Source organism: Streptococcus sp. 3705, assembly GCF_013277145.1.
GTDB lineage: Bacteria > Bacillota > Bacilli > Lactobacillales > Streptococcaceae > Streptococcus.
This window is the reverse complement of sequence record NZ_VMMJ01000002.1, coordinates 22955-48898: the sequence shown is the minus strand read 5'-3', so window position 1 is coordinate 48898 and position 25944 is coordinate 22955. Positions and strand designations below refer to the sequence as shown.

25 protein-coding genes and 1 pseudogene are annotated in these 25944 nt (G+C 39.4%); 17 read left to right on the top strand and 9 right to left on the bottom strand.

Annotated features, from left to right (window positions below):
* The first annotated feature begins 2 nt into the window (after positions 1–2).
* Positions 3–3201: pseudogene (locus tag HT714_RS00710) on the top strand (LPXTG-anchored hyaluronate lyase).
* A 93-nt stretch (positions 3202–3294) separates the two neighbouring features.
* On the opposite strand, the gene HT714_RS00705 reads toward HT714_RS00710, so the two are convergent.
* The 4 genes from HT714_RS00705 to HT714_RS00690 are packed head-to-tail and all read right to left on the bottom strand — an operon-like array spanning position 3295 to position 6441.
* A complete protein-coding gene (locus HT714_RS00705; protein WP_173226244.1) occupies positions 3295–3924 on the bottom strand; it encodes a bifunctional 4-hydroxy-2-oxoglutarate aldolase/2-dehydro-3-deoxy-phosphogluconate aldolase in 630 nt (209 codons plus the stop codon).
* Positions 3925–3933: 9 nt separating this feature from the next.
* A complete protein-coding gene (locus HT714_RS00700; RefSeq protein ID WP_173226246.1) occupies positions 3934–4935 on the bottom strand; it encodes a sugar kinase in 1002 nt (333 codons plus the stop codon).
* Between the two features lie 30 nt (positions 4936–4965).
* Positions 4966–5607 carry an RpiB/LacA/LacB family sugar-phosphate isomerase gene (locus HT714_RS00695; protein WP_173226248.1) on the bottom strand — a complete coding sequence of 214 codons (642 nt, stop codon included), beginning with the start codon at positions 5605–5607 and terminating at the stop codon, positions 4966–4968.
* A gap of 18 nt (positions 5608–5625) precedes the next feature.
* Positions 5626–6441: a gluconate 5-dehydrogenase gene (locus tag HT714_RS00690; protein WP_050313396.1), complete on the bottom strand. Its 816-nt coding sequence runs from the start codon at positions 6439–6441 to the stop codon at positions 5626–5628.
* 272 nt (positions 6442–6713) lie between these two features.
* On the opposite strand from HT714_RS00690, the gene HT714_RS00685 reads away from it, so the two are divergent.
* The 8 genes from HT714_RS00685 to HT714_RS00650 are packed head-to-tail and all read left to right on the top strand — an operon-like array spanning position 6714 to position 13728.
* The gene (locus tag HT714_RS00685; RefSeq protein WP_000706826.1) at positions 6714–7148 is read left to right on the top strand and encodes a PTS sugar transporter subunit IIA; all 435 of its coding nucleotides are present in this window, start codon (positions 6714–6716) and stop codon (positions 7146–7148) included.
* A gap of 11 nt (positions 7149–7159) precedes the next feature.
* Entirely contained in the window at positions 7160–8350 is a 1191-nt protein-coding gene (locus HT714_RS00680; RefSeq protein WP_000592923.1) for a glycoside hydrolase family 88 protein, read from the top strand.
* Positions 8351–8360: 10 nt separating this feature from the next.
* Positions 8361–8852, top strand: a complete 492-nt coding sequence (locus HT714_RS00675; protein WP_000178619.1) for a PTS system mannose/fructose/N-acetylgalactosamine-transporter subunit IIB — start codon at positions 8361–8363, stop codon at positions 8850–8852.
* A gap of 14 nt (positions 8853–8866) precedes the next feature.
* Positions 8867–9646 (top strand): PTS mannose/fructose/sorbose/N-acetylgalactosamine transporter subunit IIC, encoded by a 780-nt coding sequence (locus HT714_RS00670; protein ID WP_000026611.1) that lies wholly within the window; start codon positions 8867–8869, stop codon positions 9644–9646.
* Positions 9633–10451 carry a PTS system mannose/fructose/sorbose family transporter subunit IID gene (locus HT714_RS00665; protein ID WP_000148013.1) on the top strand — a complete coding sequence of 273 codons (819 nt, stop codon included), beginning with the start codon at positions 9633–9635 and terminating at the stop codon, positions 10449–10451. Before HT714_RS00670 ends, HT714_RS00665 begins: the two co-directional genes overlap by 14 nt.
* On the top strand, positions 10451–10744 hold the full coding sequence (locus HT714_RS00660) for a preprotein translocase subunit YajC (protein ID WP_000381737.1): 294 nt from the start codon (positions 10451–10453) through the stop codon (positions 10742–10744). The genes HT714_RS00665 and HT714_RS00660 overlap by 1 nt, the downstream gene beginning before the upstream one ends.
* Before the next feature lie 21 nt (positions 10745–10765).
* A complete protein-coding gene (locus HT714_RS00655) occupies positions 10766–12667 on the top strand; it encodes an alginate lyase family protein (protein ID WP_173226252.1) in 1902 nt (633 codons plus the stop codon).
* 59 nt (positions 12668–12726) lie between these two features.
* Positions 12727–13728, top strand: coding sequence for a LacI family DNA-binding transcriptional regulator (locus tag HT714_RS00650; protein WP_000412459.1), 1002 nt, complete (start codon positions 12727–12729; stop codon positions 13726–13728).
* A 270-nt stretch (positions 13729–13998) separates the two neighbouring features.
* Here HT714_RS00650 and HT714_RS00645 read toward each other — a convergent pair whose 3' ends face one another.
* The 5 genes from HT714_RS00645 to HT714_RS00625 are packed head-to-tail and all read right to left on the bottom strand — an operon-like array spanning position 13999 to position 15946.
* A complete protein-coding gene (locus tag HT714_RS00645; RefSeq protein WP_173226254.1) occupies positions 13999–14577 on the bottom strand; it encodes a DUF3278 domain-containing protein in 579 nt (192 codons plus the stop codon).
* A 12-nt stretch (positions 14578–14589) separates the two neighbouring features.
* Positions 14590–14931 (bottom strand): hypothetical protein, encoded by a 342-nt coding sequence (locus tag HT714_RS00640; RefSeq protein WP_173226256.1) that lies wholly within the window; start codon positions 14929–14931, stop codon positions 14590–14592.
* Positions 14932–14940: 9 nt separating this feature from the next.
* A complete protein-coding gene (locus HT714_RS00635; protein ID WP_173226258.1) occupies positions 14941–15183 on the bottom strand; it encodes a hypothetical protein in 243 nt (80 codons plus the stop codon).
* A 10-nt stretch (positions 15184–15193) separates the two neighbouring features.
* The gene (locus tag HT714_RS00630) at positions 15194–15736 is read right to left on the bottom strand and encodes a DUF3278 domain-containing protein (protein WP_173226260.1); all 543 of its coding nucleotides are present in this window, start codon (positions 15734–15736) and stop codon (positions 15194–15196) included.
* Positions 15737–15751: 15 nt separating this feature from the next.
* Positions 15752–15946 carry a helix-turn-helix transcriptional regulator gene (locus tag HT714_RS00625; protein WP_001082470.1) on the bottom strand — a complete coding sequence of 65 codons (195 nt, stop codon included), beginning with the start codon at positions 15944–15946 and terminating at the stop codon, positions 15752–15754.
* 166 nt (positions 15947–16112) lie between these two features.
* Here HT714_RS00625 and rsmH point away from each other — a divergent pair, with 166 nt between their 5' ends.
* The 8 genes from rsmH (at position 16113) to HT714_RS00585 (ending at position 25902) form a co-directional block, all read left to right on the top strand.
* Positions 16113–17063, top strand: coding sequence for a 16S rRNA (cytosine(1402)-N(4))-methyltransferase RsmH (gene rsmH, locus HT714_RS00620; protein WP_000159402.1), 951 nt, complete (start codon positions 16113–16115; stop codon positions 17061–17063).
* A 9-nt stretch (positions 17064–17072) separates the two neighbouring features.
* Positions 17073–17390: a cell division protein FtsL gene (gene ftsL, locus HT714_RS00615; protein ID WP_000227825.1), complete on the top strand. Its 318-nt coding sequence runs from the start codon at positions 17073–17075 to the stop codon at positions 17388–17390.
* A 3-nt stretch (positions 17391–17393) separates the two neighbouring features.
* Positions 17394–19646, top strand: a complete 2253-nt coding sequence (pbp2X, locus tag HT714_RS00610; RefSeq protein ID WP_173251334.1) for a penicillin-binding protein PBP2X — start codon at positions 17394–17396, stop codon at positions 19644–19646.
* Position 19647: 1 nt separating this feature from the next.
* The gene (gene mraY / locus HT714_RS00605) at positions 19648–20628 is read left to right on the top strand and encodes a phospho-N-acetylmuramoyl-pentapeptide-transferase (RefSeq protein WP_173226265.1); all 981 of its coding nucleotides are present in this window, start codon (positions 19648–19650) and stop codon (positions 20626–20628) included.
* A gap of 436 nt (positions 20629–21064) precedes the next feature.
* Complete coding sequence (locus tag HT714_RS00600) at positions 21065–23170, top strand: ATP-dependent Clp protease ATP-binding subunit (protein ID WP_173226267.1); 2106 nt, start codon at positions 21065–21067, stop codon at positions 23168–23170.
* 591 nt (positions 23171–23761) lie between these two features.
* On the top strand, positions 23762–24208 hold the full coding sequence (locus tag HT714_RS00595) for a hypothetical protein (protein ID WP_173226269.1): 447 nt from the start codon (positions 23762–23764) through the stop codon (positions 24206–24208).
* A 291-nt stretch (positions 24209–24499) separates the two neighbouring features.
* Positions 24500–25480, top strand: a complete 981-nt coding sequence (locus tag HT714_RS00590; RefSeq protein ID WP_173226271.1) for a hypothetical protein — start codon at positions 24500–24502, stop codon at positions 25478–25480.
* Positions 25481–25488: 8 nt separating this feature from the next.
* Positions 25489–25902, top strand: a complete 414-nt coding sequence (locus HT714_RS00585; RefSeq protein WP_173226273.1) for a hypothetical protein — start codon at positions 25489–25491, stop codon at positions 25900–25902.
* Positions 25903–25944: the final 42 nt, after the last annotated feature.

Here is a 25944-nt window from a genome sequence, read left to right as displayed (position 1 = left end):
ACATGCAAACAAAAACAAAGAAACTCATTGTGAGTTTGTCTTCACTTGTTTTATCAGGATTTTTATTACATCATTATCTGACAGTTGGAGCGAAAGAAACGACTACGAATACCATTCAGAAAAGCCAGAAGTTCAGTATCAGCAAAGGGATACAAAAATTTAGTTGAAAATGGTGATTTTGGTCAGACGGAGGACGGAAGCAGTCCGTGGACAGGAAGCAAAGCTCAGGGGTGGTCAGCTTGGGCAGACCAGAAGAATAGTTCTGCAGATACCTCAACTCGAGTTATTGAGGCTAAGGATGGGGCTATCACTATCTCAAGCCATGAGAAATTAAGGGCAGTGGTTCACCGTATGGTTCCTATTGAAGCTAAGAAAAAGTATAAACTGCGTTTCAAGATTAAAACAGATAATAAAGTCGGGATTGCTAAGGTTCGTATCATTTAGGAAAGTGGTAAGGACAAGCAATTGTGGAATTTTGGAACGACGTCAGGAACAAAGGACTGGAAGACCATTGAAGCAGACTATAGCCCGACTTTAGATGTTGATAAAATCAAGCTGGAGTTATTCTATGAAACGGGAACTGGGACTATTTCTTTTAAGGATATTGAGCTGGTAGAGGTAGCAGACCAGCCTTCTGAGGATTCTCAAACAGATAAACAGCTCGAGGAAAAGATTGATTTACCAATTGGGAAAAAACATGTCTTTGCTCTTGCAGACTATACTTATAAGGTAGAAAATCCTGATTTTGCTTCAGTCAAAAATGGAATTTTAGAACCTCTTAAGGAAGGGACAATCAATGTCATTGTCAGTAAAAATGGCAAGGAGGTGAAAAAGATTCCTTTGAAGATTCTAGCCTCTGTTAAGGATGCATACACAGCCCGTTTGGATGACTGGAATGGTATCATCGCTGGGAATAAATACTATGATTCTAAAAATGAACAGATGGCCAAATTAAACCAGGAACTGGAAGGAAAGGTGGCTGATAGCCTATCCAGTATTTCAAGTCAGGCGGGCCGCACCTATTTGTGGGAAAAATTTTCAAATTATAAAACGTCTGCGAATCTAACTGCCACTTATCGGAAATTGGAGGAGATGACCAAGCAAGTGACCAATCCTTCTTTTCGTTATTATCAGGATGAAACCGTTATTCGAACAGTTAGGGATTCCATGGAATGGATGCATAAACATGTCTACAATAGTGAAAAAAGCATTGTTGGGAGTTGGCGGGATTATGAAATCAGTATACCTCGTGCCATCAACAATACCTTGTCTCTGATGAAAGAATACTTCTCTGATGAGGAAATTAAAAAGTATAGAGATGTGATTGAAAAATTTGCGCCAGATCCCGAATATTTCCGAAAGACGACTGATAACCCATTTAAGTCCCTAGGTGGAAACTTAGTGGATATGGGAAGGGTAAAAGTAATAGCTGGTTTACTGCGCAAGGATGACCAAGAAATTTCTTCTACCATTCGTTCGATTGAGCAAGTGTTCAAGTTGGTAGACCAAGGTGAAGGTTTTTATCAAGATGGATTCTATATTGACCACACCAATGTTGCCTATACAGGTGCTTATGGGGATCTCTTGATTGCTGGCCTGTCTCAACTGTTGCCAGTCATTCAAAAGACCAAGAGCCCAATCAATAAAGATAAAATGCAAACTATGTACCACTGGATTGATAAATCGTTTGCCCCTTTGCTGGTGAATGGAGAGTTGATGGATATGAGTCGTGGACGCTCGATCAGTCGTGCAAATTGCGAGGGGCACGTGGCCGTAGTAGAAGTGCTAAGAGGGATTCACCGGATAGCGGATATGTCTGAAGGAGAAACCAAACAACGTTTGCAGAGTCTTGTGAAGACCATTGTTCAATCGGATAGTTATTATGATGTCTTTAAGAATTTGAAGACTTATAAGGATATCAGTTTGATGCAATCTTTGTTAAACGATGCTGGAGTCGCAAGTGTTCCAAGAATCAGTTACCTATCTGCCTTTAATAAGATGGGTAAAACAGCCATGTACAATGCAGAGAAAGGGTTTGGATTTGGCTTGTCACTCTTTTCCAGTCGTACCTTGAATTACGAACACATGAACAAGGAAAACAAACGTGGTTGGTATACGAGTGATGGGATGTTCTATCTTTACAATGGCGATTTGAGTCACTATAGCGATGGCTATTGGCCAACAGTTAATCCATATAAGATGCCTGGTACGACAGAAACAGATGCTAAGAGATCGGATAGTGATACAGGTAAAGTTCTACCGTCTGCTTTCGTTGGAACGAGCAAACTAGATGAGGCCAATGTGACAGCAACCATGGATTTCACTAACTGGAATCAAACACTGACTGCTCATAAGAGCTGGTTTATACTGAAGGATAAGATCGCCTTTTTAGGAAGCAATATCCAAAACACTTCAACAGATACTGCTGCAACTACAATTGACCAGAGAAAACTGGAATCAAGTGTTCCATATAAAGTCTATGTCAATGATAAAGAAGCCTCCCTCACGGAACAAGAAAAGGATTATCCTGAAACCCAAAGTGTCTTCTTAGAATCGTCCGATTCGAAAAAGAATATTGGTTACTTTTTCTTTAAGAAGAGTTCAATCAGTATGAGTAAGACTGTCCAAAAGGGATCTTGGAAGGATATCAATGAAGGACAGTCAGACAAGGAAGTTGAAAATGAATTTCTTACGATTAGTCAGGCTCATAAGTAAAATGGGGATTCTTATGACTATATGCTCATCCCTAACGTGGATTGTGCCATCTTCAATCAAATGGTAAAAGAGTTAGAAAGTAGTCTCATCGATAACAATGAGACCCTTCAGTCTGTTTATGATGCCAAACAAGGAGTTTGGGGCATTGTGAAATATGATGATTCTGTTTCTACTATTTCCAACCAATTCCAAGTCTTGAAACGTGGGGTCTATACCATTCGAAAAGAAGGGTATGACTATAAGGTTGCCTACTACAATCCTGAAACCCAGGAATCAGCTCCAGATCAGGAAGTCTTTAAAAAGTTAGAACAAGTAGCTCAACCACAAACTCAGGATTCAAAAGAAAAGGAAAAATCTGAAGAAGAAAAGAACCATTCGGATCAAAAGAATCTCCCTCAGACAGGAGAAGGTCAGTCAATCTTGGCAAGTCTAGGGCTCTTGCTACTTGGGGCGGCTTATCTATTCCGTAGAGGAAAGAATAACTGATTTGTTCATCATCTAAGATGAATCACATGAAACTGTGGAAAATAGAAAAAATCCGAAGAAGGTCAAACATCTTCGGATTTTTTTCACTTCATTTTATCTGAGTGTAACATACTGTTGGGCAATCTCGCTAATGCGGTCAAAGTCGCCTTGGGAAGCGAGTTTATTGAGTTCGCCACCAATTCCAACGGCGTCTGCACCAGCAGCGAACCATTGAGGAATGTTGTTTAGGCCGACTCCTCCGGTTACCATTACGGAAACTTGTGGGATCGGTGCCTTGACTGCAGAGATATATGCTGGACTGAGAGCACTACCTGGGAAGAGTTTAATGATTTCACTACCAGCTTCAAGTGCAGTCGTTATCTCTGTGAGAGTAATACAGCCTGGAATGTACGGTGTGCTGTAGAGATTGCACATTTTTGCAGTTTCAGCATAGAAAGATGGAGAAACAACGTAATTTGCTCCGGCTAGAATAGCATCTCTAGCAGTTACGGCATCAATCACAGTACCTGCACCGATACAAACACTTTGATCGTCCTGATACAAGTCTACAAGTTCCTTGATGATTTGCCCTGCATACTGATTGGTATAGGCGATTTCAATAGCTTTGATACCTCCCTTGATACAAGCAATTGAGGCTTGCAGTCCTTCTTCCTTTGTATTTCCTCGAATAACAGCGACAATTTTTTGTTTTTTTAGTTCAATAATCGTATCTGATTTGGTCATGTAATTCTCCTAACGAATGATATCTTGTGCATTTGCCAGTAATTTTTCAATACTAGTTTCGGAAGTGGAGAGATGGTCTCCTGGAAGAGTACATTTGAGAGTTGCGCTCGCAACTGCAAAGTCAATGGTAGTTTTTAAGGAGGAATGATGGAGTAGTTGATAAAGGGCACCAGATATAAAGGCATCCCCGCTACCAACTCGTTGATAGACTGCAGTTTTTAGTTGGACAGACTCTTCAAATCGTTCTCCCAGAGCATAGGCCTGATAGACATTTTTGTCTTGTTCATCACTAGAGCGGAGGGTATGGAAAATGGCCTTGAAACCATAGGCTTCTTTTAATTGTCGCATGCGATTTTCCACCTCTTTTAGGCTGGCTCTGTCTCTTGGGAACATCTCTAGATTTTGGTCATCAATCATGAGAGGATCAATACCAAAGCAATAGTCAGCGAAACGTGCAAACTTAGAAAATTCATACTTGGCTTCTAGGACTGAAATCATCTTTGTTCTCAGATTGAGATCCATTGAAACGATAATCCCTCGGCGCTTGGCTTCTTCCAAGAGTAGGAGAAGGAGCGTACGAATCTCTTGACCGATAGCTACAGTGATTCCACTAAAATGAAAATGGCCAATCCCCTGAAAGAGAGAATCCATATCTAGCATGTTTGGCCGAATCTGGCTGATACTCGTATGCTTACGATCGTAGAAAACTTCACTTTGACGACAACCAAAGCCGTTCTCCAAAAAGTAGAGGCCGATTCGATCGCCAAGCCGACAGATTGAACTGGTATCGATTTGGTGCTGTTTCAAGAATGTGAGAAAACGATCTCCAATCTCGTTGGCAGGGAGTGCGGTAAAGACTTTCGTTGAGATACCCAGGGCTTGCAAATTACAAGCGATGTTAATTTCTGATCCGCCAAAATAAGTCGAACTGGCAACATGATCGCCGATACTGGTGGCATCTAATGGTGAGATTCGAATTAATGGTTCGCCAAACAGTAATATTTTCGTCATCCATTAGTTCCTTTCTGGTTTAGAATAGCTTTACTTGGCTGATACTTCTTTCAAATAAGCAGCGACTTCATCATCTTGGCAGTTTTCAAAGAAGTATTCTTGGAAGTATTTGCCAGAGATGGTGTCTTTGAGAAAGTCTTGGTCGATTGTTTTAAGGATGGTCATCAAATTATTGTGGGTGATTTGTTTCACCTCGTTTAAGATACGAGCGTTGCGTTGTTCAGGGACTACACGTTCTCTTGGGTAGCCACCGCCCATTTCTTCAGCAAATAAGCGTTCAAACATTAATTTGAGGGTCAGTTCTGCCCCCCAGCCAAATCCTTTGGCATAAGGGATAGACAAGGCGTTACCACCATTGATTTGAGAATAAAGGTAAGCGTCAGTTGGGTCCACTGCTAGACCACAGACAACACCAGGGAAGCTGTTTAAAGCAAGCATAGCTCCTACACCCGTACCACAGCCGGTAACAACAAAGTCGACTGCTTTTGTATTTAAAAGGATGGCAGCCATTAGGCCGTTTTGTACGTATGTTAATGGGGTTTCACCTTCTTCTCCACGCATACCATAGTTAAATAATTGGTAGCCTTTTTTATTTGTCGCTTCTTTTAGACTATCATAAATAATGTGATTCTTACTAGCTTGACTATTTTCATTGATTAATGCGATTTTCATAAGATCCTCTTTCTATTTTTACTCAGGTTGTTTTCCGATGTAGGCTAAGATACCGCCATCTACATATAGGATGTGGCCATTGACAAAGTCGCTAGCGTCACTAGCGAGAAAGACAGCAGGGCCCATTAAATCTTCAGGATTTCCCCAACGTGCAGCAGGTGTTTTTGAAATGATGAACTGGTCGAATGGATGACGAGAACCATCTTCTTGCAACTCACGAAGAGGTGCTGTTTGAGGAGTGGCAATATAACCCGGTCCGATTCCGTTACATTGGATATTGGCTCCACCGTATTCAGACGCAATGTTGCGGGTCAACATTTTCAAGCCGCCTTTAGCGGCAGCATAAGCGCTAACCGTTTCACGTCCCAGTTCGCTCATCATCGAGCAAATATTGATAATCTTTCCATGCCCTTTCTTTATCATAGAAGGAATGACTGCTTTTGAAACGATAAATGGTGCGTTTAAGTCAATATCGATGACCTTACGGAAATCAGCGGCGCTCATTTCGCACATTGGAACGCGGCGGATAATACCAGCGTTATTAACGAGGATGTCAATGACACCAACCTCTTGTTCGATTTGCTTGACCATGGCTTGGATACCGTCCTCGTCTGTCACGTCACAGACATACCCATGGGCTTCGATGCCAACTTCACGATAAGCTTCAATCCCTTTATTGACCAGGTCTTGATTGATATCATTAAAGACAATAGTAGCGCCGACCTCAGCGTAGGATTTGGCAATAGCAAATCCAATTCCATAAGAAGCGCCGGTGATGAGAGCAATTTTTCCTTTTAAAGAAAACTGCTCAATTGAGAATGATGTATTTGTCATTTGATACTTCCTTTCAAATTTGTTAAGACTTCTCTATAACCAAATTATATTCTAGTAAACCGGTTTTGTCAATAATTAAATATTTTTATTTCTGAAAATCTTTGTTTTCCTAAAAAAACGGAAGATTTTGAAGTTTCTGTCTATTGTAATGGTTAAATAAGCAATGAAAGCGCTAATATTTTTTTTGAAAAAACTATTGACAAGATAAAAATAAAGGTCTACAATGTAAAATATAGAGTAAACCGGTAAACTCAAAAAAGAAAGGAGAAAAGATGAAAATTGTACTTGTAGGGCATGGACATTTTGCCACAGGGATTTATAGTTCTTTACAATTGATTGCAGGCAATCAAGAAAATGTGGAGGCGATTGACTTTGTGGAAGGAATGTCAGCAGATGAACTCAAGCAAAAAATCTTACTTGCAATTTCAAATGAAGAAGAAGTTTTAATCCTAAGTGATCTCTTGGGAGGATCGCCATTCAAGGTTTCTTCTACCATAATGGGAGAAAATCCAGCCAAAACAATGAATGTTCTCTCGGGTTTGAACTTAGCTATGTTAATGGAAGCAGTCTTTGCTAGAATGGCTCATAGCTTTGATGAGGTTGTTAATAAATCAGTAGTGGCGGCTCAGGGCGGAGTCGTAAATGGTAAAGAATTGTTTTCAACGGATGCAGAGGAAGAGGAAGAAGATTTCGAATCGGGTATTTAAAGGGTAAAAGAATGATAAAAAAGGTTACGATTGAAGAAATAAAATCGCCTGAGCGCTTCTTAGAAGTACCACTTCTGACGAAAGAAGAAGTCGGCCAGGCAATCGATAAGGTTATTCGGCAGTTAGAACTCAACCTTGACTATTTCAAGGAAGATTTCCCGACGCCAGCTACCTTTGATAATGTCTATCCAATCATGGATAATACGGAATGGACCAATGGTTTCTGGACAGGAGAACTGTGGTTGGCTTATGAATACAGTCAACAGGATGAATTTAAAAACATCGCTCATAAAAATGTTCTTTCTTTCCTGGATCGTGTCAATAAGAGAGTAGAATTGGATCACCATGATCTCGGCTTCTTGTACACACCGTCTTGTATGGCTGAATATAAGATAAATGGAGATGGAGAGGCCAGAGAGGCAGCCTTGAAAGCTGCAGATAAGTTGATTGAACGCTATCAAGAAAAAGGTGGTTTTATTCAAGCTTGGGGAGACTTGGGCAAGAAAGAGCATTACCGTTTGATTATCGACTGCTTGCTCAACATCCAACTCTTATTCTTTGCTTATCAAGAAACAGGCGATCAAAAATACTACGATATTGCAGAAAGCCATTTCTATGTTTCAGCTAATAATGTAATCCGTGATGACGCTTCGTCCTTCCACACCTTCTACTTTGATCCTGAGACAGGTCAACCCCTTAAAGGTGTAACGAGACAAGGGTATAGTGATGATTCATGCTGGGCACGTGGTCAATCATGGGGAGTCTATGGTATTCCTTTGACTTATCGTCACCTGAAAGACGAGTCCTGCTTTGACTTGTTTAAGGGTGTAACCAATTATTTCTTGAATCGTCTGCCAAAAGATCATGTTTCTTATTGGGATTTGATTTTTAATGATGGTAGTGATCAATCACGAGATTCTTCAGCAACAGCTATCGCTGTCTGTGGGATTCATGAAATGCTAAAACATCTCCCAGAGGTGGATGCTGACAAAGATATTTATAAACATGCTATGCATGCCATGCTTCGTTCTTTGATCGAACATTATGCAAATGATCAATTTACCCCTGGTGGGACAAGTCTCCTCCACGGTGTGTACTCATGGCATTCAGGTAAAGGAGTGGACGAAGGCAATATCTGGGGTGACTACTATTACCTAGAAGCCCTTATCCGTTTCTACAAGGATTGGAACCTATATTGGTAGGAGGAGAAATATGACAATGCCAAATATTATTATGACCCGTATCGATGAACGGTTGATTCATGGACAAGGACAACTTTGGGTAAAATACCTAGGTTGTAATACGGTCATTGTTGCCAATGATGAAGTAAGCACGGACAAGATGCAACAAACTCTGATGAAAACAGTTGTGCCAGACTCAGTTGCCATGCGTTTCTTCCCTTTGCAAAAGGTGATTGATATCATTCACAAGGCCAATCCTGCTCAAACGATCTTTATCGTTGTAAAGGATGTAAAGGACGCTTTAACCTTGGTAGAAGGTGGTGTCCCTATCAAAGAAATCAATATTGGGAACATTCACAATGCCCCTGGTAAAGAGCAAGTGACACGCTCCATCTTCCTGGGTGAAGAGGACAAGGCAGCCCTCAAGGAATTGAACCAAACTTATCAAGTAACATTTAATACGAAAACAACTCCAACAGGAAATGATGGAGCTGTTGAAGTCAACATTATGGACTATATTTAAAAGAGGAGATCGTTATGTCGATTAATGTATTTCAAGCGATTTTAATTGGATTATGGACAGCTTTCTGTTTTAGTGGAATGCTGTTAGGAATTTACACCAATAGATGTATTGTTCTGTCATTTGGTGTCGGAATTATTCTAGGTGATTTGCCTACTGCTCTTGCAATGGGAGCTATTGGTGAATTGGCTTATATGGGATTCGGTGTTGGTGCTGGAGGTACTGTTCCACCAAACCCAATCGGACCTGGTATCTTTGGTACCTTGATGGCTATCACTAGTGCTGGTAAAGTCAGTCCAGAAGCGGCTCTTGCCCTCTCTACTCCGATTGCTGTGGCGATTCAATTCTTACAAACTTTCGCCTACACTGTACGTGCTGGTGCGCCTGAAACGGCGATGAAGCACTTGAAAAACCATAATTTGAAGAAATTCAAGTTCACTCTAAATGCAACAATTTGGTTGTTTGCCTTTATTGGATTTACCTTGGGTTGCTTGGGTGCCCTTTCAATGGATACCTTGTTGAAACTCGTAGACTACATTCCACCGGTATTGCTTACAGGTTTGACAGTTGCTGGTAAAATGCTCCCAGCTATCGGTTTTGCGATGATCTTGTCAGTGATGGCTAAGAAAGAGTTGATTCCCTTTGTCTTGTTGGGATATGTTTGTGCAGCTTATCTAAACATCCCAACAATTGGTATTGCAATTGTAGGTACTATCTTTGCTTTGATTGAATTTTATAACAAGCCAAAAACAGCGAATCATGTGGTAGAGGAGGAAGCACACGATGACTGGATCTAACAAATTAACAAAACGTGATTATCTTAAAACGTCTTTGCGGGCATTCTTTTGTCAAAATGGATTTAACTATAGTAACTATCAAGGGTTGGGATATGCCAATGTGATGTATCCTGCTTTGAAAAAACACTATGGAGAGGATCAGGAAGGTTTCTACCAAGCCTTGGAAGAAAACTGTGAATTCTATAATACCAACCCACACTTCCTGCCTTTTATTACCAGCTTGCATCTTGTAATGTTGGAAAATGGCCGTCCGGCAAAAGAAACACGTAGTATCAAGATGGCCTTAATGGGACCGTTGGCAGGTATTGGGGATTCTCTTTCACAATTCTGTTTAGCCCCATTGTTCTCAACGATTGCAGCTTCATTTGCTCAAGAAGGCCTGGTTGTCGGTCCAATCTTGTTCTTCCTAGCGATGAATACGATTTTGACAGCGATTAAATTGTCAACTGGTCTGTATGGATACAAACTAGGAACGACTGTGATTGATAAACTAAGTGAGCAGATGGCAACGATTTCTCGTATTGCCAATATTATTGGTGTAACCGTAATTGCTGGTTTGGCAGCGACATCTGTTAAGATTATGGTGCCGATCACCTTTGCTGCAGGGGAAGTTAAAGCAGACGCTAAACAAAGTATCGTAAGTATTCAGGGAATGCTTGATAAGGTTGCTCCAGCTCTTCTACCAGCCCTATTTACACTTTTAGTTTACTACTTGATCAAAGAAAAGAAATGGACAACATATAAACTCGTTATTTTAACAGTTATCATCGGAATTATCGGAAGCTGGCTTAAGATTCTAGCTTAATGGATACAACATTGTTTTATGGAATAGTGATTGTCTTGGCAGTGAGTCCCCTTTTACTGTCAAGCTTTCATTCTATTCGTCAGCAAAAGTTGCTTCGCAAACAGATGGAGCAACGACAAGAGTATTTAGCTTCTTTAACATCTGGTGATGAAGTGTTGTTATTGTCTGGAATTCATGGAAAAATCATTTCTATCAAAGATGACTTGGTCTCCTTGCAGATTGCAAAAGGTGTGGTCATCTATGTAGAAAAGGAAAGTGTAATGGGAAAGACAAAAGAACTGCTTTTTAAGTAGTTCTTTTTCTGGTAATAGATAATGAAAGAAGAAAGAAGACAATTTTTTGAAAGAATTGATGGGGACCAATATCGTGATTATATCTTGTCCCACTGTTCAAAAGACTATGAGAAAGTCAAGAGTTCCCTTGAGCGCTTGATGGACAATCGTTTTATGTTTGATAGTCCTTGGGATATGGAACCTTGTTCAAAAATCCATCAAATCCAGCCGATGGTGTGGAATCAAGTATTTGAAGATGATCCAGAATGGGCTTATATGCTCAATCGACAAGAATATCTCTTGCAGTTTATGATAGGGTACCTGGTAGAAGGAGATAAGGGCTATATCCAAAAGTGCAAGTTCTTTCTATTTGACTGGATTGAGCAGGTGAGAGAATTTCGTCCTCAATCTTTGATGACTAGAACCTTGGATACGGGTATTCGTTCCTTTACTTGGTTGAAACTACTCTTGCTCCTCTTGAAATTTGACTTGCTAGAGGAGGAAGAACTAGAGAAAATTTTGGTCAGTCTAGAAAAGCAGATTGACTTTATGAAAAGCCATTATCGCGCCAAGTACACCCTTAGTAACTGGGGGATTTTACAAACGATTCCGATACTTGCAACCTATCATTTCTTTTCAGATAAGATGGACCTAGAAGAAGCTTACCATTTTGCTTCAAAGGAGTTGAAACAGCAGATCGAGACGCAGATTTTAGAGGATGGAAGTCAGTTTGAACAGTCGATTCTCTATCATGTAGAGGTTTATAAAGCCTTGCTGGACTTGTGTCTCTTGCTTCCGGACTTGCAAGATAGCTTTCAAGAGCTGCTGGAAAAGATGGCGACTTACATTCAAATGATGACAGGTCTAGATGGACGGACCTTGGCTTTTGGTGATAGCGATTCTACAGAAACGACAGAGATTTTGAGCCTGTCTGCTATGGTTTTGAACAAGGAAGACCTTCTTAACGGTCTGGATGTTAAAGTCGATTTACTTAGCCTCCTGTTCCTGGGGCGAGAAAAGGTCAAGCGACTGCAGGAATTTGAAAAGAGAGCTTGGCAGCCTAAGTTCAGGAGCTTTGAAGATTCTGGGCATGTTTGCATTAAGGATGAACATCGTTATCTATTTTTTAAAAACGGTCCGCTGGGAAGTGCCCATAGCCATAGTGACGAGAATAGTTTTTGCTTACAGTATCAAGGCCAACCGATTTTCATAGATACTGGGCGTTATTCTTATCGGGAGGTAGATGAACGTTATCTCTTAAAGAGTGCTTGGAGTCATTCGACCTGTATAGTAGATGGGAAAGCTCCAGAAAGGATCGTGGGATCCTGGGAATATGAATACTATCCTCACTCCCTGTTTTGTCACCACAAAGAAAGAGAGGGAGTGCATTATATTGAGGGGGCGTATTTGTCAGCAGAACCTGATTTGCCTTATCTTCACAGGAGAAAAATCCTCATGTTGGCAGAGGATGTATGGCTCTTGGTAGATGATATCAGGTGTCAAGGTCAGCATGAGGCGTTGACTCAGTTTATCCTTGACAAGGATGTGACCTATCAAGATGGGAAAATCAATCAGTTGAAACTATGGAGTGAAGTTGATTTTGATTTGGAAGCTACGATCATTTCTCCTAAATACAACGAGCTTGAAAAAAGTAGCAAACTCATCAAACACCAATTCTTTGAGAATCAGATGCTGGATTATACAATCATTGCGCATGAGAGTTTTGAAATCATCCGTCATTCTGTCTACCAGACAGATGGTCATCAAGTAGAAAATGCTCTGGCTTTTGAAGTGAAAAATGACGAAACAGACAAGCTGATTCTGTTATTAAGCGAGGATATTTGTGTAGGTGAAAAATTATGCCTCGTTGACGGAACAAAAATGCGTGGAAAATGTCTAGTATATGATAAAATAAATGAGAGAATGATTCGCTTGCAGTGCTAGAAATAGACGTTTTGAATAGTGAATATGTTATAATGGGTATTAGTAGGAGGTGTTTTAGATTGGAGAAGAAACTGACCATAAAAGATATTGCAGAAATGGCTCAGACCTCGAAAACAACCGTGTCATTTTACCTAAACGGGAAATATGAAAAAATGTCCCAAGAGACACGTGAAAAGATTAAAAAAGTTATTCATGAAACAAATTACAAACCGAGCATTGTTGCGCGTAGCTTAAACTCCAAACGAACAAAATTAATTGGTGTTTTGATTGGTGATATTACCAACAGTTTCTCAACCCAAATTGTTAAGGGAATTGAGGATATCGCCAGCCAGAATGGCTACCAGGTAATGATAGGAAATAGTAACTACAGCCAAGAGAGTGAGGACAGGTATATTGAAAGCATGCTTCTCTTGGGAGTAGACGGCTTTATTATTCAGCCGACCTCTAATTTCCGAAAATATTCTCGTATCATCGATGAGAAAAAGAAGAAAATGGTCTTTTTTGATAGTCGGCTCTATGAACACCGGACTAGCTGGGTCAAAACCAATAACTATGATGCCGTTTATGATATGACCCAGTCCTGTATCGAAAAAGGTTATGAGCATTTTCTCTTGATTACAGCGGATACGAGTCGTTTGAGTACTCGGATTGAGCGGGCAAGTGGTTTTGTGGATGCTTTAACAGATGCTAATATGCGCCACGCTAGGCTAACCATTGAAGATAAGCATACGAATTTGGAACAAATTAAGGAATTTTTACAAAAAGAAATCAATCCCGATGAAAAAACTCTGGTATTTGTTCCTAACTGTTGGGCCCTACCTCCAGTCTTTACCGTTATCAAAGAGTTGAATTATAACTTGCCACAAGTTGGGTTGATTGGTTTTGACAATACGGAGTGGACTTGCTTTTCTTCTCCAAGTGTTTCGACGTTGGTTCAGCCCGCCTTTGAAGAAGGACAACAGGCTACAAAGATTTTGATTGACCAGATTGAAGGCCTCAATCAAGAAGAAAGGCAACAAGTCTTGGATTGTAGTGTGAGTTGGAAAGAGTCGACTTTCTAAGATGAAAGGGAAATAACTGGCAACCTCTGTTAAGAAATAAAATAATCCCATCTAGCATGAGCTGGATGGGATTATTTGTCTATAAAATGAGAAATTATGGGAGTAATCTCCTAAATCAACTGTTTTTGATTTACTTCTTTAACTACTTGATAAAAGTTATAGAAGTAGACCAAACTTGAGATGATGGTTACGACTAGGAATATTGGAAATTTCCATTGGATGGGGTTTCTTGATTGTCTTGATTTAAGACTGAAAAATCGTAGATTGAGGTCATTGTTTGCTTTTCTCTTTCTGCTTGGTATTTTTAGACGTTTTCTCCTCCTGTAGGGATAGAAAGCCGTAGGTCAGGGTTCCAAAAATGCTACCGATAATTAGACCATACATCAGTAAAGGAACACTTTTATCGAATTGCATGAGTAACTTTCCAAAATCTGGAAGTGACATCTGCTGAACGATGACTTTATGAAAGATGAGTAGGGTAAAGAGGCCAATCTGAAGACCGATAAACACAACCCAGCTTCGGAATTTGATTTGGCTCTTGCTGTAGGTTTTAAGGATGATTTCTGACTTGTCATCTTTTTCCAGATGGAGTTCTTTGACGGCCCTTTGAGTTTTTAAAGTAATGAAATAAATCAGACCAAAGAAAATGTAGGGCATGGCATAGCGAACGACCTCTATGAAGCGTCCAAATAACAGATAAAACAAGAAGAGAAAGAAGGAAGAATAAACGATTTGGACCATGGAACGGGCACAAGCCTTGTAGATAATCTCTTGCCGGCATTCATCAAAAGGGCCTTGGATATGAAAGAGATTTCGGAGTAGGCGAGTGGTTAAGTCTTCTTTTTTCATGTTAGTAACCTCCTAAATGAGCGGTTTTTGATTGACTTCTTTAACGAATTGATAGAGATAATAAAGATAAGTGATAGAAGAAAGGCTAGCGATAGTCAGCAGTAAATAATATTTCCAATCGCTTGAGATGAGCATCAGTTGTGGAAAAGATAGAATTATAAAGTATAGTGCTAAGTTGAGTATGCGCGTTTTTTGGGAGTCAATCTTTAGATAAGTCAGTCCTTTGTTAAGGGCTGGAATAAAGACTAGCCCGAGGAATATCTCGCTGATTGGCAAGTTCCCTGAAATGATGATGAAGATGAGCAGAGAACTGAACAAAAGATGATAGGTCAGTAAAGTTAGTAGTGATTTCATAGGTACCTCCTAATCCTGGTCTTTTTTAGCTCTTGCAATACGAAGTGAGTCGACAATATGTATCATCACTCCGAAAAAGAAAGCTCCCAGTATAGTTTTAAAAATATGTTTTGTATTTAGAAGAGAAGTGATAAAATTTGGATTTTCACTTGTTAGGGTATCAATGAGTGGAATTATAAAAAATATCACTGTTCCATAAATCGAACCTGCTTTCAGACTAGGATAACGTAACTGTTTCTGTTCTTTTTTCATAAGGCATCTCCTAATCCTCATCTTGATCTTTCTTAGTTTTTGCAATGCGACGGGAGATGAGGAACTGTATGCTCGCTCCGAAGAAAATAGAACCGAGAATGCTTGATACACCATTTCTTATAGTGAGGAGAGAATGAAAATAGTCCTGACCTTCACCTATGAGTATACTGAGAAGAGGAGTTATAAAAAACATCCATAGACCAAAGAACAAACCTGCTTTAAGACCTGGGTAGTGTAGTTGCTTACTTTCTTTCTCGCTCAGCATATCTGGATCAATAGCTGTAATCCCTGTTTTTTTCATTTGGTAGGTGACATAGCCAGCAGCGATGAGGGCAATCACTAAAATTAGAGGAGGATAGACTAGAGCCACTAGTTGAGGATATTTATAGGCCAGAACGAGCGGAATAAGATTTCCGAAAATCATCAGATAAAAAAGGAAGATAAAGACTTGGTTACCTATACGGTCTGCCTCGCGTCGTTTGTATTCGTCAAGTGGATCAGAAATACCGTATGTGCGCTTGATGAGTTTTTCAGTGAAGGTTTCTTTTTTCATGTGTTGGCTCCTTTTTTAAAAATCATCCTCCCAAAAGAGACTGTTGAGGTCAGTTTGGAGGCTGCGGGCGAGATTGAGACAGAGTTCCAGAGTTGGGTTGTACTTGTCGTTCTCAATCATGTTGATGGTCTGTCTCGAGACACCGATATCCTTGGCGAGCTCGAGCTGGGAAATGCCCAGTTCCTTGCGAAATTCTTTCACACGATTCATCTGTTCTCCTTTCTGATTTGTGTCGTATATATTTGACTACATTATATTCTTCTATAGAGCGAATGTCAAGCATATTTGACATATTTCTTAAAGAAATCTTACTTGTTTTTGGCCTATTTGTCTGACTAGTGCAAGCTAGTCAGATTTGTGGTAAAATAGATAAGATATGACAAAAGAATTTCATCATGTAACGGTCTTACTCCACGAGACGATTGATATGCTCGACGTAAAGCCTGACGGTATCTACGTTGATGCGACTTTGGGTGGAGCAGGCCATAGCGAATATTTATTAAGTAAATTAAGTGAAAAAGGCCATCTCTATGCCTTTGACCAAGACCAGAATGCCATTGACAATGCGCAAAAACGCTTGGCACCTTACATTGAAAAGGGAATGGTGACTTTTATCAAGGATAACTTCCGTCATTTACAGGCACGTTTGCGCGAAGCTGGTGTTCAGGAAATTGATGGAATTTGTTATGACTTGGGAGTGTCTAGTCCTCAGTTGGATCAGCGTGAGCGTGGTTTTTCTTATAAAAAGGATGCACCATTGGACATGCGGATGAATCAGGATGCTAGTCTGACAGCCTATGAAGTGGTAAACCACTATGACTATCATGACTTGGTTCGTATTTTCTTCAAGTATGGTGAGGACAAATTCTCTAAACAGATTGCGCGTAAGATTGAACAAGCACGTGAAGTGAAGCCAATCGAGACAACGACTGAGTTAGCAGAAATTATCAAGTCGGCCAAACCTGCCAAGGAGCTCAAGAAGAAGGGTCATCCTGCCAAGCAGATTTTCCAGGCTATTCGAATTGAAGTAAATGATGAACTGGGAGCGGCAGATGAATCCATTCAGCAGGCTATGGAGATGTTGGCTCTAGATGGTAGAATTTCAGTGATTACCTTTCATTCACTAGAAGACCGCTTGACCAAGCAATTATTCAAGGAAGCTTCAACGGTGGAAGTTCCAAAAGGTTTGCCTTTCATCCCAGATGATCTCAAGCCCAAGATGGAATTGGTATCCCGTAAGCCAATCTTGCCAAGTGCAGAAGAATTAGAAGCCAATAACCGCTCGCACTCAGCTAAGTTGCGCGTGGCCAGAAAAATTCACAAGTAAGAGGAAAAAATGGTAGATAAAAAAGAAACAACCAGTCAATTCTTGCAGAGTCGTATAAAAAAATTCTCCCGTGTGGAGAAGGCTTTTTATCTTTCCATTGCGTTTACAGCTCTCGTTTTGGCGCTTAGTATTATCTTTATGCAGACTCGACTCCTACAAGTACAAAATGATTTGACAAAAATCAATGCGCAGATAGAGGAGAAGAAGACAGAGTTGGATGATGCCAAACAAGAGGTAAATGAATTGTTGAGGGCAGAACGCTTGAAAGAAATCGCAAATTCTAAGGACTTAAAATTGAATAACGAGAATATTCGATCAGCGGAGTAAGATATGAAGTGGACAAAAAGAATAACCCGATTTGCGATTAGAAACCGTAAATCTCCAGCAGAAAACCGTAAAATAGTGGGGAAGTACATCAGCTTGTTAGCTGTCGTACTTTTCGCTGTCTTTTTGGTCAATTTTGCTGTTATTATCGGAAGTGGTAGTAAATTTGGAACGGATCTAGTCAAAGAGGCTAAGAAAGTTCACCAAATAACTCGTACAGTCCCTGCCAAACGTGGGACTATTTATGACCGAAATGGAGTCCCGATTGCTGAGGACGCAACCTCCTATAATGTCTATGCTGTCATTGATAAAAAATACAAATCAGCAACGGGAAAAATTCTTTATGTAGAAGATGCCCAGTTTAATAAGGTAGCAGAGGTTTTCCATAAGTATCTGGATATGGACGAGACTTATGTTAAAGAACAATTGTCTCAACCGAATCTGACCCAAGTTTCTTTTGGTGCAAAAGGAAATGGGATTACCTATGCCAATATGATGGCTATTAAAAAGGATTTGAAAGACGCTAGTGTTGAAGGAATTGACTTTACAACTAGCCCAAACAGAAGCTATCCAAATGGACAATTTGCCTCTAGTTTTATTGGTTTAGCCCAACTCCATGAAAATGAGGATGGTAGCAAGAGTTTGCTGGGAACTTCTGGAATGGAGAGTTCCTTGAACAGTATTCTTGCAGGGACAGACGGCATTATTACCTATGAAAAGGATCGTCTGGGTAATATTGTACCCGGAACAGAACAAGTTTCCCAGCAAACGGTGGATGGTAAGGATATTTACACAACCATTTCCAGCCCCCTCCAGTCCTTTATGGAAACCCAGATGGATGCTTTTCAAGAGAAGGTAAAAGGAAAGTATATGACAGCGACTTTGGTCAGTGCTAAAACGGGAGAGATACTCGCAACGACGCAACGACCGACCTTTGATGCAGATACAAAAGAAGGCATTACAGAGGACTTTGTTTGGCGTGATATTCTTTATCAAAGTAACTATGAACCAGGATCAGCCATGAAGGTCATGACGTTAGCTTCTTCTATTGATAACAATACCTTCCCAGGTGGAGAATACTTCAATAGCAGCGAATTAAAAATAGCGGATGTGACGACTCGAGATTGGGACGTTAATGAAGGTTTGACCGTCGGTGGTATGATGACTTTTTCTCAAGGTTTTGCACACTCAAGTAACGTTGGGATGACCCTCCTTGAGCAAAAGATGGGAGATGCTACCTGGCTTGATTATCTTAATCGTTTTAAATTTGGTGTTCCGACCCGTTTCGGTTTGACGGATGAGTATGCTGGGCAACTTCCTGCGGATAATATTGTCAACATTGCGCAAAGCTCATTTGGACAAGGGATTTCAGTGACCCAGACGCAAATGATTCGTGCCTTTACCGCTATTGCTAATGACGGTGTCATGCTGGAGCCTAAATTTATTAGTGCCATTTATGATCCAAATGATCAAACTGCTCGGAAATCTCAAAAAGAAATTGTGGGAAATCCTGTTTCTAAAGATGCAGCTAGTCTAACTCGTACTAACATGGTTTTGGTAGGGACGGATCCGGTTTATGGAACCATGTATAACCACAGCACAGGCAAGCCAACTGTAACTGTTCCTGGGCAAAATGTAGCCCTCAAGTCTGGTACGGCTCAGATTGCTGACGAGAAAAATGGTGGTTATCTAGTCGGGTTAACCAACTATATTTTCTCGGCTGTATCGATGAATCCGGCTGAAAATCCTGATTTTATCTTGTATGTGACGGTCCAACAACCTGAACATTATTCAGGTATTCAGTTGGGAGAATTTGCCAATCCTATCTTGGAGCGGGCTTCAGCTATGAAAGACTCTCTCAATCTTCAAACAACAGCTAAAGCTTTGGAGCAAGTAAGTCAACAAAGTCCTTATCCTATGCCTAGTGTCAAGGATATTTCACCTGGTGATTTGGCAGAAGCCTTACGTCGCAATATTGTGCAACCAATCGTTGTGGGTACTGGAACAAAGATTAAAGAGACTTCTGTAGAAGAAGGAAAAAATCTTGCACCTAACCAACAAGTTCTCCTTTTATCTGATAAGGTAGAAGAAATTCCAGACATGTATGGCTGGAAAAAGGAGACTGCTGAGACCTTTGCCAAATGGTTGGATATTGAACTGGAATTTGAAGGTTCGGGTTCCGTCGTTCAGAAGCAGGATGTTCGGACTAATACAGCTATCAAAAACATCAAAAAAATTACATTAACTTTAGGAGACTAATATGTTTATTTCCATCAGTGCTGGAATTGTGACATTTTTACTAACTTTGGTAGGAATTCCGGCCTTTATTCAATTTTATCGAAAGGCGCAAATTACAGGCCAGCAGATGCACGAGGATGTCAAACAGCATCAGGCAAAAGCTGGCACGCCAACTATGGGGGGACTTGTTTTCCTCATTGTTGCAGTTGTGGTGAGTTTCCTTGTTGCTCTTTTTTCAAAACAATTGACCAATAATGTGGGAATGATTTTGTTCATCTTGGTTCTTTATGGTTTAATCGGATTTTTAGATGACTTCCTCAAGGTCTTCCGTAAAATCAATGAGGGGTTGAATCCTAAGCAAAAATTGGCTCTTCAACTTCTAGGTGGTGTCATTTTCTACCTTTTCTATGAGCGCGGTGGCGATATGCTTTCAGTCTTTGTCTACCAAGTGCATTTAGGGATTTTCTATATTGTCTTCGCCCTTTTCTGGCTAGTTGGTTTTTCAAACGCAGTCAACTTGACTGACGGCATTGACGGTCTGGCTAGTATTTCAGTCGTGATTAGTTTGTCTGCCTATGGAGTTATTGCCTATGTGCAAGGTCAGATGGATATCCTACTAGTGATTCTTGCCATGATTGGTGGTTTGCTTGGTTTCTTTGTATTTAACCATAAGCCTGCTAAGGTCTTTATGGGAGATGTGGGAAGTTTGGCTCTCGGTGGAATGCTGGCAGCTATCTCTATGGCCCTCCACCAAGAATGGACTCTCTTGATTATCGGAATTATTTATGTTTTTGAAACAACCTCAGTCATGATGCAAGTCAGCTATTTCAAAATGACTGGTGGTAAACGTATTTTCCGTATGACACCTGTCCATCACCATTTTGAGCTTGGAGGATTGTCTGGTAAAGGAAATCCTTGGAGCGAGTGGAAGGTTGACTTCTTCTTTTGGGGAGTAGGACTTCTAGCAAGTCTCTTGACGTTAGCAATTTTATATTTGATGTAAGAATAGCACCCTGATATTTCAGGGTGTTTTTGCGTTAAATACACAATGAAAATCAAAGAGCAAACTAGGAAGTGCTCAAAACATAGCTTAGAGGTTGTAGATAAGACGAAGCTGACGTATTTTGAAGAGTGTAAAAAAATATTAGTCAGTTAAAGTCAAATCTCTTGACCTTTTCTGACTAATGTAGTATATTATGAACGTAAGGTAAATGAAAGCCTTACTAGAACACTTATTTAAAGTAAAATAGAAAGAGGTGGGGTCTATGTTTAATCTAGAAATCTTCAGAAGTAAAGATAGTCTACTCCTGCTTGAAAAAGAAAAACCAGAAATAGTACCTAGAGTAGCGATTTAGCTAGTCTAAATTTTTTAAAACAAAGGTCAAAGATAGTCAATATCAGTAATAATAACGAAGAAATACAAAAAAGAGGTAAAGAATATGAACAACAACTTTAATAATTTTAACAACATGGATGATTTATTTAACCAATTGATGGGTGGTATGCGAGGATACAGTTCTGAAAATCGCCGTTACTTAATTAATGGACGCGAAGTCACACCTGAGGAATTTGCTCACTATCGTGCAACTGGCCAATTGCCAGGGAATGTAGAAGCTGATGGACAAATGAAACAACAGACTTCAGGTATGAAACAAGATGGTGTCCTTGCTAAACTAGGTCGTAACTTGACAGCAGAAGCTCGCGAGGGCAAGCTGGATCCTGTTATCGGACGAAACAAGGAAATTCAAGAAACATCTGAAATCCTTTCACGCCGTACCAAGAACAATCCTGTTTTAGTCGGAGACGCAGGTGTTGGTAAGACAGCAGTTGTCGAAGGCTTGGCACAAGCCATTGTGAACGGAGATGTTCCTGCCGCTATCAAGAACAAGGAAATTATTTCCATTGATATCTCTGGTCTTGAGGCTGGTACTCAATACCGTGGTAGCTTTGAAGAAAACGTTCAAAATCTAGTAAATGAAGTGAAAGAAGCAGGGAATATTATCCTCTTCTTTGATGAAATTCACCAAATCCTCGGTGCTGGATCAACTGGAGGTGACAGTGGTTCTAAAGGGCTTGCGGATATTCTCAAGCCAGCTCTCTCTCGTGGAGAATTGACAGTGATTGGGGCAACGACTCAAGACGAATACCGTAACACCATCTTGAAGAATGCAGCTCTTGCTCGTCGCTTCAACGAAGTCAAGGTCAATGCTCCTTCAGCAGAGGATACATATAAAATTCTTCAAGGAATTCGTGACCTCTATCAGCAACACCATAATGTTATCCTGCCAGACGAGGTTTTGAAAGCAGCTGTGGATTATTCTGTTCAATACATTCCTCAACGTAGCTTGCCAGATAAGGCTATCGACCTTGTGGATGTAACGGCAGCTCACTTGGCAGCTCAGCATCCTGTAACAGATGTGCATGCTGTTGAACGAGAAATCGAAGCGGAAAAAGACAAGCAAGAAAAAGCAGTTGAGGCAGAAGATTTTGAAGCAGCTCTAAACTATAAAACACGCATTGCAGAATTGGAAAAGAAAATCGAAAACCACACAGAAGATATGAAGGTGACTGCAAGTGTCAACGATGTAGCTGAATCTGTAGAACGAATGACGGGAATTCCAGTTTCACAAATGGGAGCATCAGATATCGAACGTTTGAAAGATATGGCTCATCGTCTGCAAGACAAGGTAATCGGTCAAGACAAGGCGGTAGAAGCGGTAGCTCGTGCTATCCGTCGTAATCGTGCCGGTTTTGATGAAGGCAATCGCCCAATAGGTAGCTTCCTCTTTGTAGGACCAACTGGGGTTGGTAAGACGGAACTTGCTAAGCAATTGGCGCTCGATATGTTTGGTACTAAGGATGCTATCATCCGTTTGGATATGTCTGAATACAGTGACCGCACAGCCGTTTCTAAGCTAATTGGTACAACAGCAGGCTATGTTGGTTATGATGACAATAGCAATACCTTGACAGAACGTGTTCGTCGCAATCCTTACTCTATCATTCTCTTGGATGAAATTGAAAAGGCTGACCCTCAAGTCATTACCCTTCTCCTTCAAGTTTTGGATGATGGTCGTTTGACAGATGGTCAAGGTAACACTGTCAACTTCAAGAATACGGTGATTATCGCAACTTCAAACGCAGGATTTGGCTATGAAGCCAATTTGACAGAAGATGCGGACAAACCAGAATTGATGGACCGTTTGAAACCATTCTTCCGTCCAGAATTCCTTAACCGCTTTAACGCAGTCATTGAGTTCTCACACTTGACGAAGGAAGACCTTTCTAAGATTGTGGACTTAATGTTGGCTGAAGTCAACCAAACCTTGGCTAAGAAAGACATTGATTTGTCAGTCAGTCAAGCGGCTAAGGACTATATCACAGAAGAAGGCTATGACGAAGTCATGGGTGTTCGTCCTCTCCGTCGTGTGGTTGAACAAGAAATTCGTGATAAGGTGACAGACTTCCACTTGGATCATTTAGATGCCAAACACCTAGAAGCAGATATGGAAGAGGGTGGTTTAGTTATTCGTGAAAAAGCCTAAGAGAAAATTTTGAGGAGAAAAAGAAAAGGCTGGGTAAAAAGATTTTGGATTTGATACTCAAGAAAAATCAAAATAGAACTAGGGGTGACTTCATTTTTAGATAATATTGACAAAGTCAGTAACAAATCTGAGGCAAGATATTGCAATGTAGATTGATATTTGAATTTAGAAGAGTATTTGGAATTCTTTGTTATGAATTCTGAGAATAAATAGATGAAACAAAAAAGCGAATAAAACAGAATTCTGATTTTCAGAAAACTAGTTTATTCGTTTTTTTTATTTACGCTTATCTATCTTGGCTTAAATCAAGTATTTCCATCACCTTATGAACAATCCTCTTATGTTGTGGGTGTTTTTGAATCTTCAATAACAGTTCCATCATCTCAGTATCTTGTGGCACAGAATGTAGAATAACTCTCATAGCTTTAACCTCTGTGATAAGTCTTGCTATTTATAGGTTAAGAGTATATTTTTTATTTACTTTAGTTAAAAATAATTTAAAAAATATTAACTAAAGTATATTTATTTGTGGTATAATTAGGGTAGTGTTTAATAATATTTTAAACATAAATATAAAACAGGAGGCTTTTTATGAATAAAAAGAAAATATTGGGAGTTATATTATTGTCTATTCTTTTTGTATTGGCTGGTTGTAGCAAGAAAGAATTAAGTAAAATTGAAATGATTGAGGGAAGCTATAATACAGATTTAGGACTTATAACTATAAGTAAGGATAAAAAACTAGTTGGTTTTGAGGGGTTTGGTTATATAGATTTCAAAGAAGACGCTGACAAATTTAATAAAAGTGAGCGGGAGTATTATTTCCCAAACAATGCTGATAAAAATGAATTAAAAGAAAATGAAGCTATTGTTGCTATTGGTCTTGAAGATAAGTCTATTTACAAGATACAATGGACAGCTAGTGATAAAACTAAAAAAGTTGACTCTATAACTATTACTATGACTTATACATTAAACAAAAGTCATAGAAAATCACTATATAAAGAGTATTCAGGAGTTAGAATACAAAATAAATAATGTTAGTACAGTTAGGAAAAGCTAAGAGGTTATTAAAATTTCTTTTAGTAATCACATTTCTTATTTTGCTGTCAGGATGTAGAAGTTCTCTAAACCGTATTGAAATTGGAGATGAAATCTATTTTTGGACTGTAGAACAGAATTTAGATACTGAAGAATTTGAATCTGTTAAGGTTACAGGGATAGTCTCACAGGTAGTTGAATATGAAGATTATTATATAGTGAGACTACAAGGAGATATAAGACCTTACCAGATAGATAAAGACAAATTTCACTGATAAAAGGTAAAGTATGAATAAAGGAAAAATTTTAAAGATAACTGAGAACACAGTGTACATAGGTTATGAAGATGGAAGTTTAAAGGAAATTCCTATTGAATCTTGTGACTTTGAGCCTAAAATGGGTGATTATGTAGAGGTTTATGGTGATATTGCTATAAAGGTTGAAGTAAGTAATGAAAGTACCCCAGTTAAAAAATCAGAGGCTAAAGAAATATCATTAGTTAGCAAGATAAATCTGATTTTATTTGTAGTTTTGGCTATGATAATCCTAAGTGCTGCTTTCTATGTGGGAGAAAGCATGTTGAAAGCTACAGCAATATTGTTTTTTGTAGTTTCGGTATTGATGATAGTATTAAATCTTATATTTATTATTATTTCATCTATTAAGAAGAGTGAAGTTAATAAAGAAAGTTCTATAAAATATTTTATTGTAGGTATTTTAACTGTTATTTTATCCATTGCTTTTGCTCAGTATGTAAATAATACCCCTTCAAATTCAAAGAAGACTACATCACAGAGCACTTCTAAGTCCTCTACGTCGTCATCTAAGAATAGTTCTAGCTCTTCATCGTCTTCAAAGGCAAGTAGCTCTACTACACCTTCATCATCTAAAGAGAGTAGCCCTAGTTCATCTTCCTCAGTACCATCAAAACCTAAGATTACTGTAGACAATGATAAAGCAAATTATGGTGAAGTGGATTATAATAGTTGGAATCATGATGAAGTAGCCGTAAATACTAAAGTAAGAGTATATGGGAAAGTTTTACAAGCTATGGAAGATAGGAAAGCCTATACTCTTCGTGTAGCTATAAATGATGACTATGATAAAATTATCTTAGTTTCTATTCCTTCGGAGTACAATAATAGAGTTATAGCTGAAGATGACCATATAACATTGTACGGACTAGCACAAGGAAGACAAAGTTATGAAACGGTCTTTAAAGCTACAAAAACACTGCCTTATATGGTGGCTTACATGTATGACAATTAGGAGAGGTTATGAATACTTATAAAGTTATTAAAATCGAAGAAACTCTAATCTATTTAGGTAAAGATGATGGAACTTTGCTAAAAGTTGAACAGACTTCTTTTAATTTTGTACCACAACTAGGGGATATAGTAGAGGTATATCAATCTGAAGGAACCTATATCATAACTAAAAAGTCTAGTGAAGTTCCCACAGAACAGAAAAAAGAAGAAAAAGGATTTCTGACAGTTAGAAATATTAAGCTTTATGCATGGCTTGGAGTTTTTGCTATATTGGTATGGCACCCTGTTTTTGCTGTTATCCCCTCAGTAATGTATCGCCTTCTAAAAGAAAAAGGAGAGAAAGATAGTGCTACTTTGATATTAGGAGCAACAATATTTGCGACAATCCTAGCAATAACCGTTAGAGTACTTTTAACATTCTAGTAAGAGGTAACACGTTTTTTAAGGTAATAGATAAGCACTGGA

Excerpts from the sequence above, each read along its gene's own strand:
- HT714_RS00635 (WP_173226258.1), bottom strand. The coding sequence starts at position 15,183 with ATGAAAAAAGAACAGAAACAGTTACGTTATCCTAGTCTGAAAGCAGGT.
- ftsL (WP_000227825.1), top strand. The coding sequence starts at position 17,073 with ATGGTAGATAAAAAAGAAACAACCAGTCAATTCTTGCAGAGTCGTATA.
- mraY (WP_173226265.1), top strand. The coding sequence starts at position 19,648 with ATGTTTATTTCCATCAGTGCTGGAATTGTGACATTTTTACTAACTTTG.
- rsmH (WP_000159402.1), top strand. The coding sequence starts at position 16,113 with ATGACAAAAGAATTTCATCATGTAACGGTCTTACTCCACGAGACGATT.
- HT714_RS00585 (WP_173226273.1), top strand. The coding sequence starts at position 25,489 with ATGAATACTTATAAAGTTATTAAAATCGAAGAAACTCTAATCTATTTA.
- pbp2X (WP_173251334.1), top strand. The coding sequence starts at position 17,394 with ATGAAGTGGACAAAAAGAATAACCCGATTTGCGATTAGAAACCGTAAA.
- HT714_RS00685 (WP_000706826.1), top strand. The coding sequence starts at position 6,714 with ATGAAAATTGTACTTGTAGGGCATGGACATTTTGCCACAGGGATTTAT.
- HT714_RS00670 (WP_000026611.1), top strand. The coding sequence starts at position 8,867 with ATGTCGATTAATGTATTTCAAGCGATTTTAATTGGATTATGGACAGCT.
- HT714_RS00705 (WP_173226244.1), bottom strand. The coding sequence starts at position 3,924 with ATGACCAAATCAGATACGATTATTGAACTAAAAAAACAAAAAATTGTC.
- HT714_RS00595 (WP_173226269.1), top strand. The coding sequence starts at position 23,762 with ATGAATAAAAAGAAAATATTGGGAGTTATATTATTGTCTATTCTTTTT.
- HT714_RS00590 (WP_173226271.1), top strand. The coding sequence starts at position 24,500 with ATGAATAAAGGAAAAATTTTAAAGATAACTGAGAACACAGTGTACATA.
- HT714_RS00690 (WP_050313396.1), bottom strand. The coding sequence starts at position 6,441 with ATGACAAATACATCATTCTCAATTGAGCAGTTTTCTTTAAAAGGAAAA.
- HT714_RS00665 (WP_000148013.1), top strand. The coding sequence starts at position 9,633 with ATGACTGGATCTAACAAATTAACAAAACGTGATTATCTTAAAACGTCT.
- HT714_RS00680 (WP_000592923.1), top strand. The coding sequence starts at position 7,160 with ATGATAAAAAAGGTTACGATTGAAGAAATAAAATCGCCTGAGCGCTTC.
- HT714_RS00655 (WP_173226252.1), top strand. The coding sequence starts at position 10,766 with ATGAAAGAAGAAAGAAGACAATTTTTTGAAAGAATTGATGGGGACCAA.
- HT714_RS00600 (WP_173226267.1), top strand. The coding sequence starts at position 21,065 with ATGAACAACAACTTTAATAATTTTAACAACATGGATGATTTATTTAAC.
- HT714_RS00645 (WP_173226254.1), bottom strand. The coding sequence starts at position 14,577 with ATGAAAAAAGAAGACTTAACCACTCGCCTACTCCGAAATCTCTTTCAT.
- HT714_RS00625 (WP_001082470.1), bottom strand. The coding sequence starts at position 15,946 with ATGAATCGTGTGAAAGAATTTCGCAAGGAACTGGGCATTTCCCAGCTC.
- HT714_RS00695 (WP_173226248.1), bottom strand. The coding sequence starts at position 5,607 with ATGAAAATCGCATTAATCAATGAAAATAGTCAAGCTAGTAAGAATCAC.
- HT714_RS00640 (WP_173226256.1), bottom strand. The coding sequence starts at position 14,931 with ATGAAATCACTACTAACTTTACTGACCTATCATCTTTTGTTCAGTTCT.
- HT714_RS00630 (WP_173226260.1), bottom strand. The coding sequence starts at position 15,736 with ATGAAAAAAGAAACCTTCACTGAAAAACTCATCAAGCGCACATACGGT.
- HT714_RS00660 (WP_000381737.1), top strand. The coding sequence starts at position 10,451 with ATGGATACAACATTGTTTTATGGAATAGTGATTGTCTTGGCAGTGAGT.
- HT714_RS00675 (WP_000178619.1), top strand. The coding sequence starts at position 8,361 with ATGACAATGCCAAATATTATTATGACCCGTATCGATGAACGGTTGATT.
- HT714_RS00700 (WP_173226246.1), bottom strand. The coding sequence starts at position 4,935 with ATGACGAAAATATTACTGTTTGGCGAACCATTAATTCGAATCTCACCA.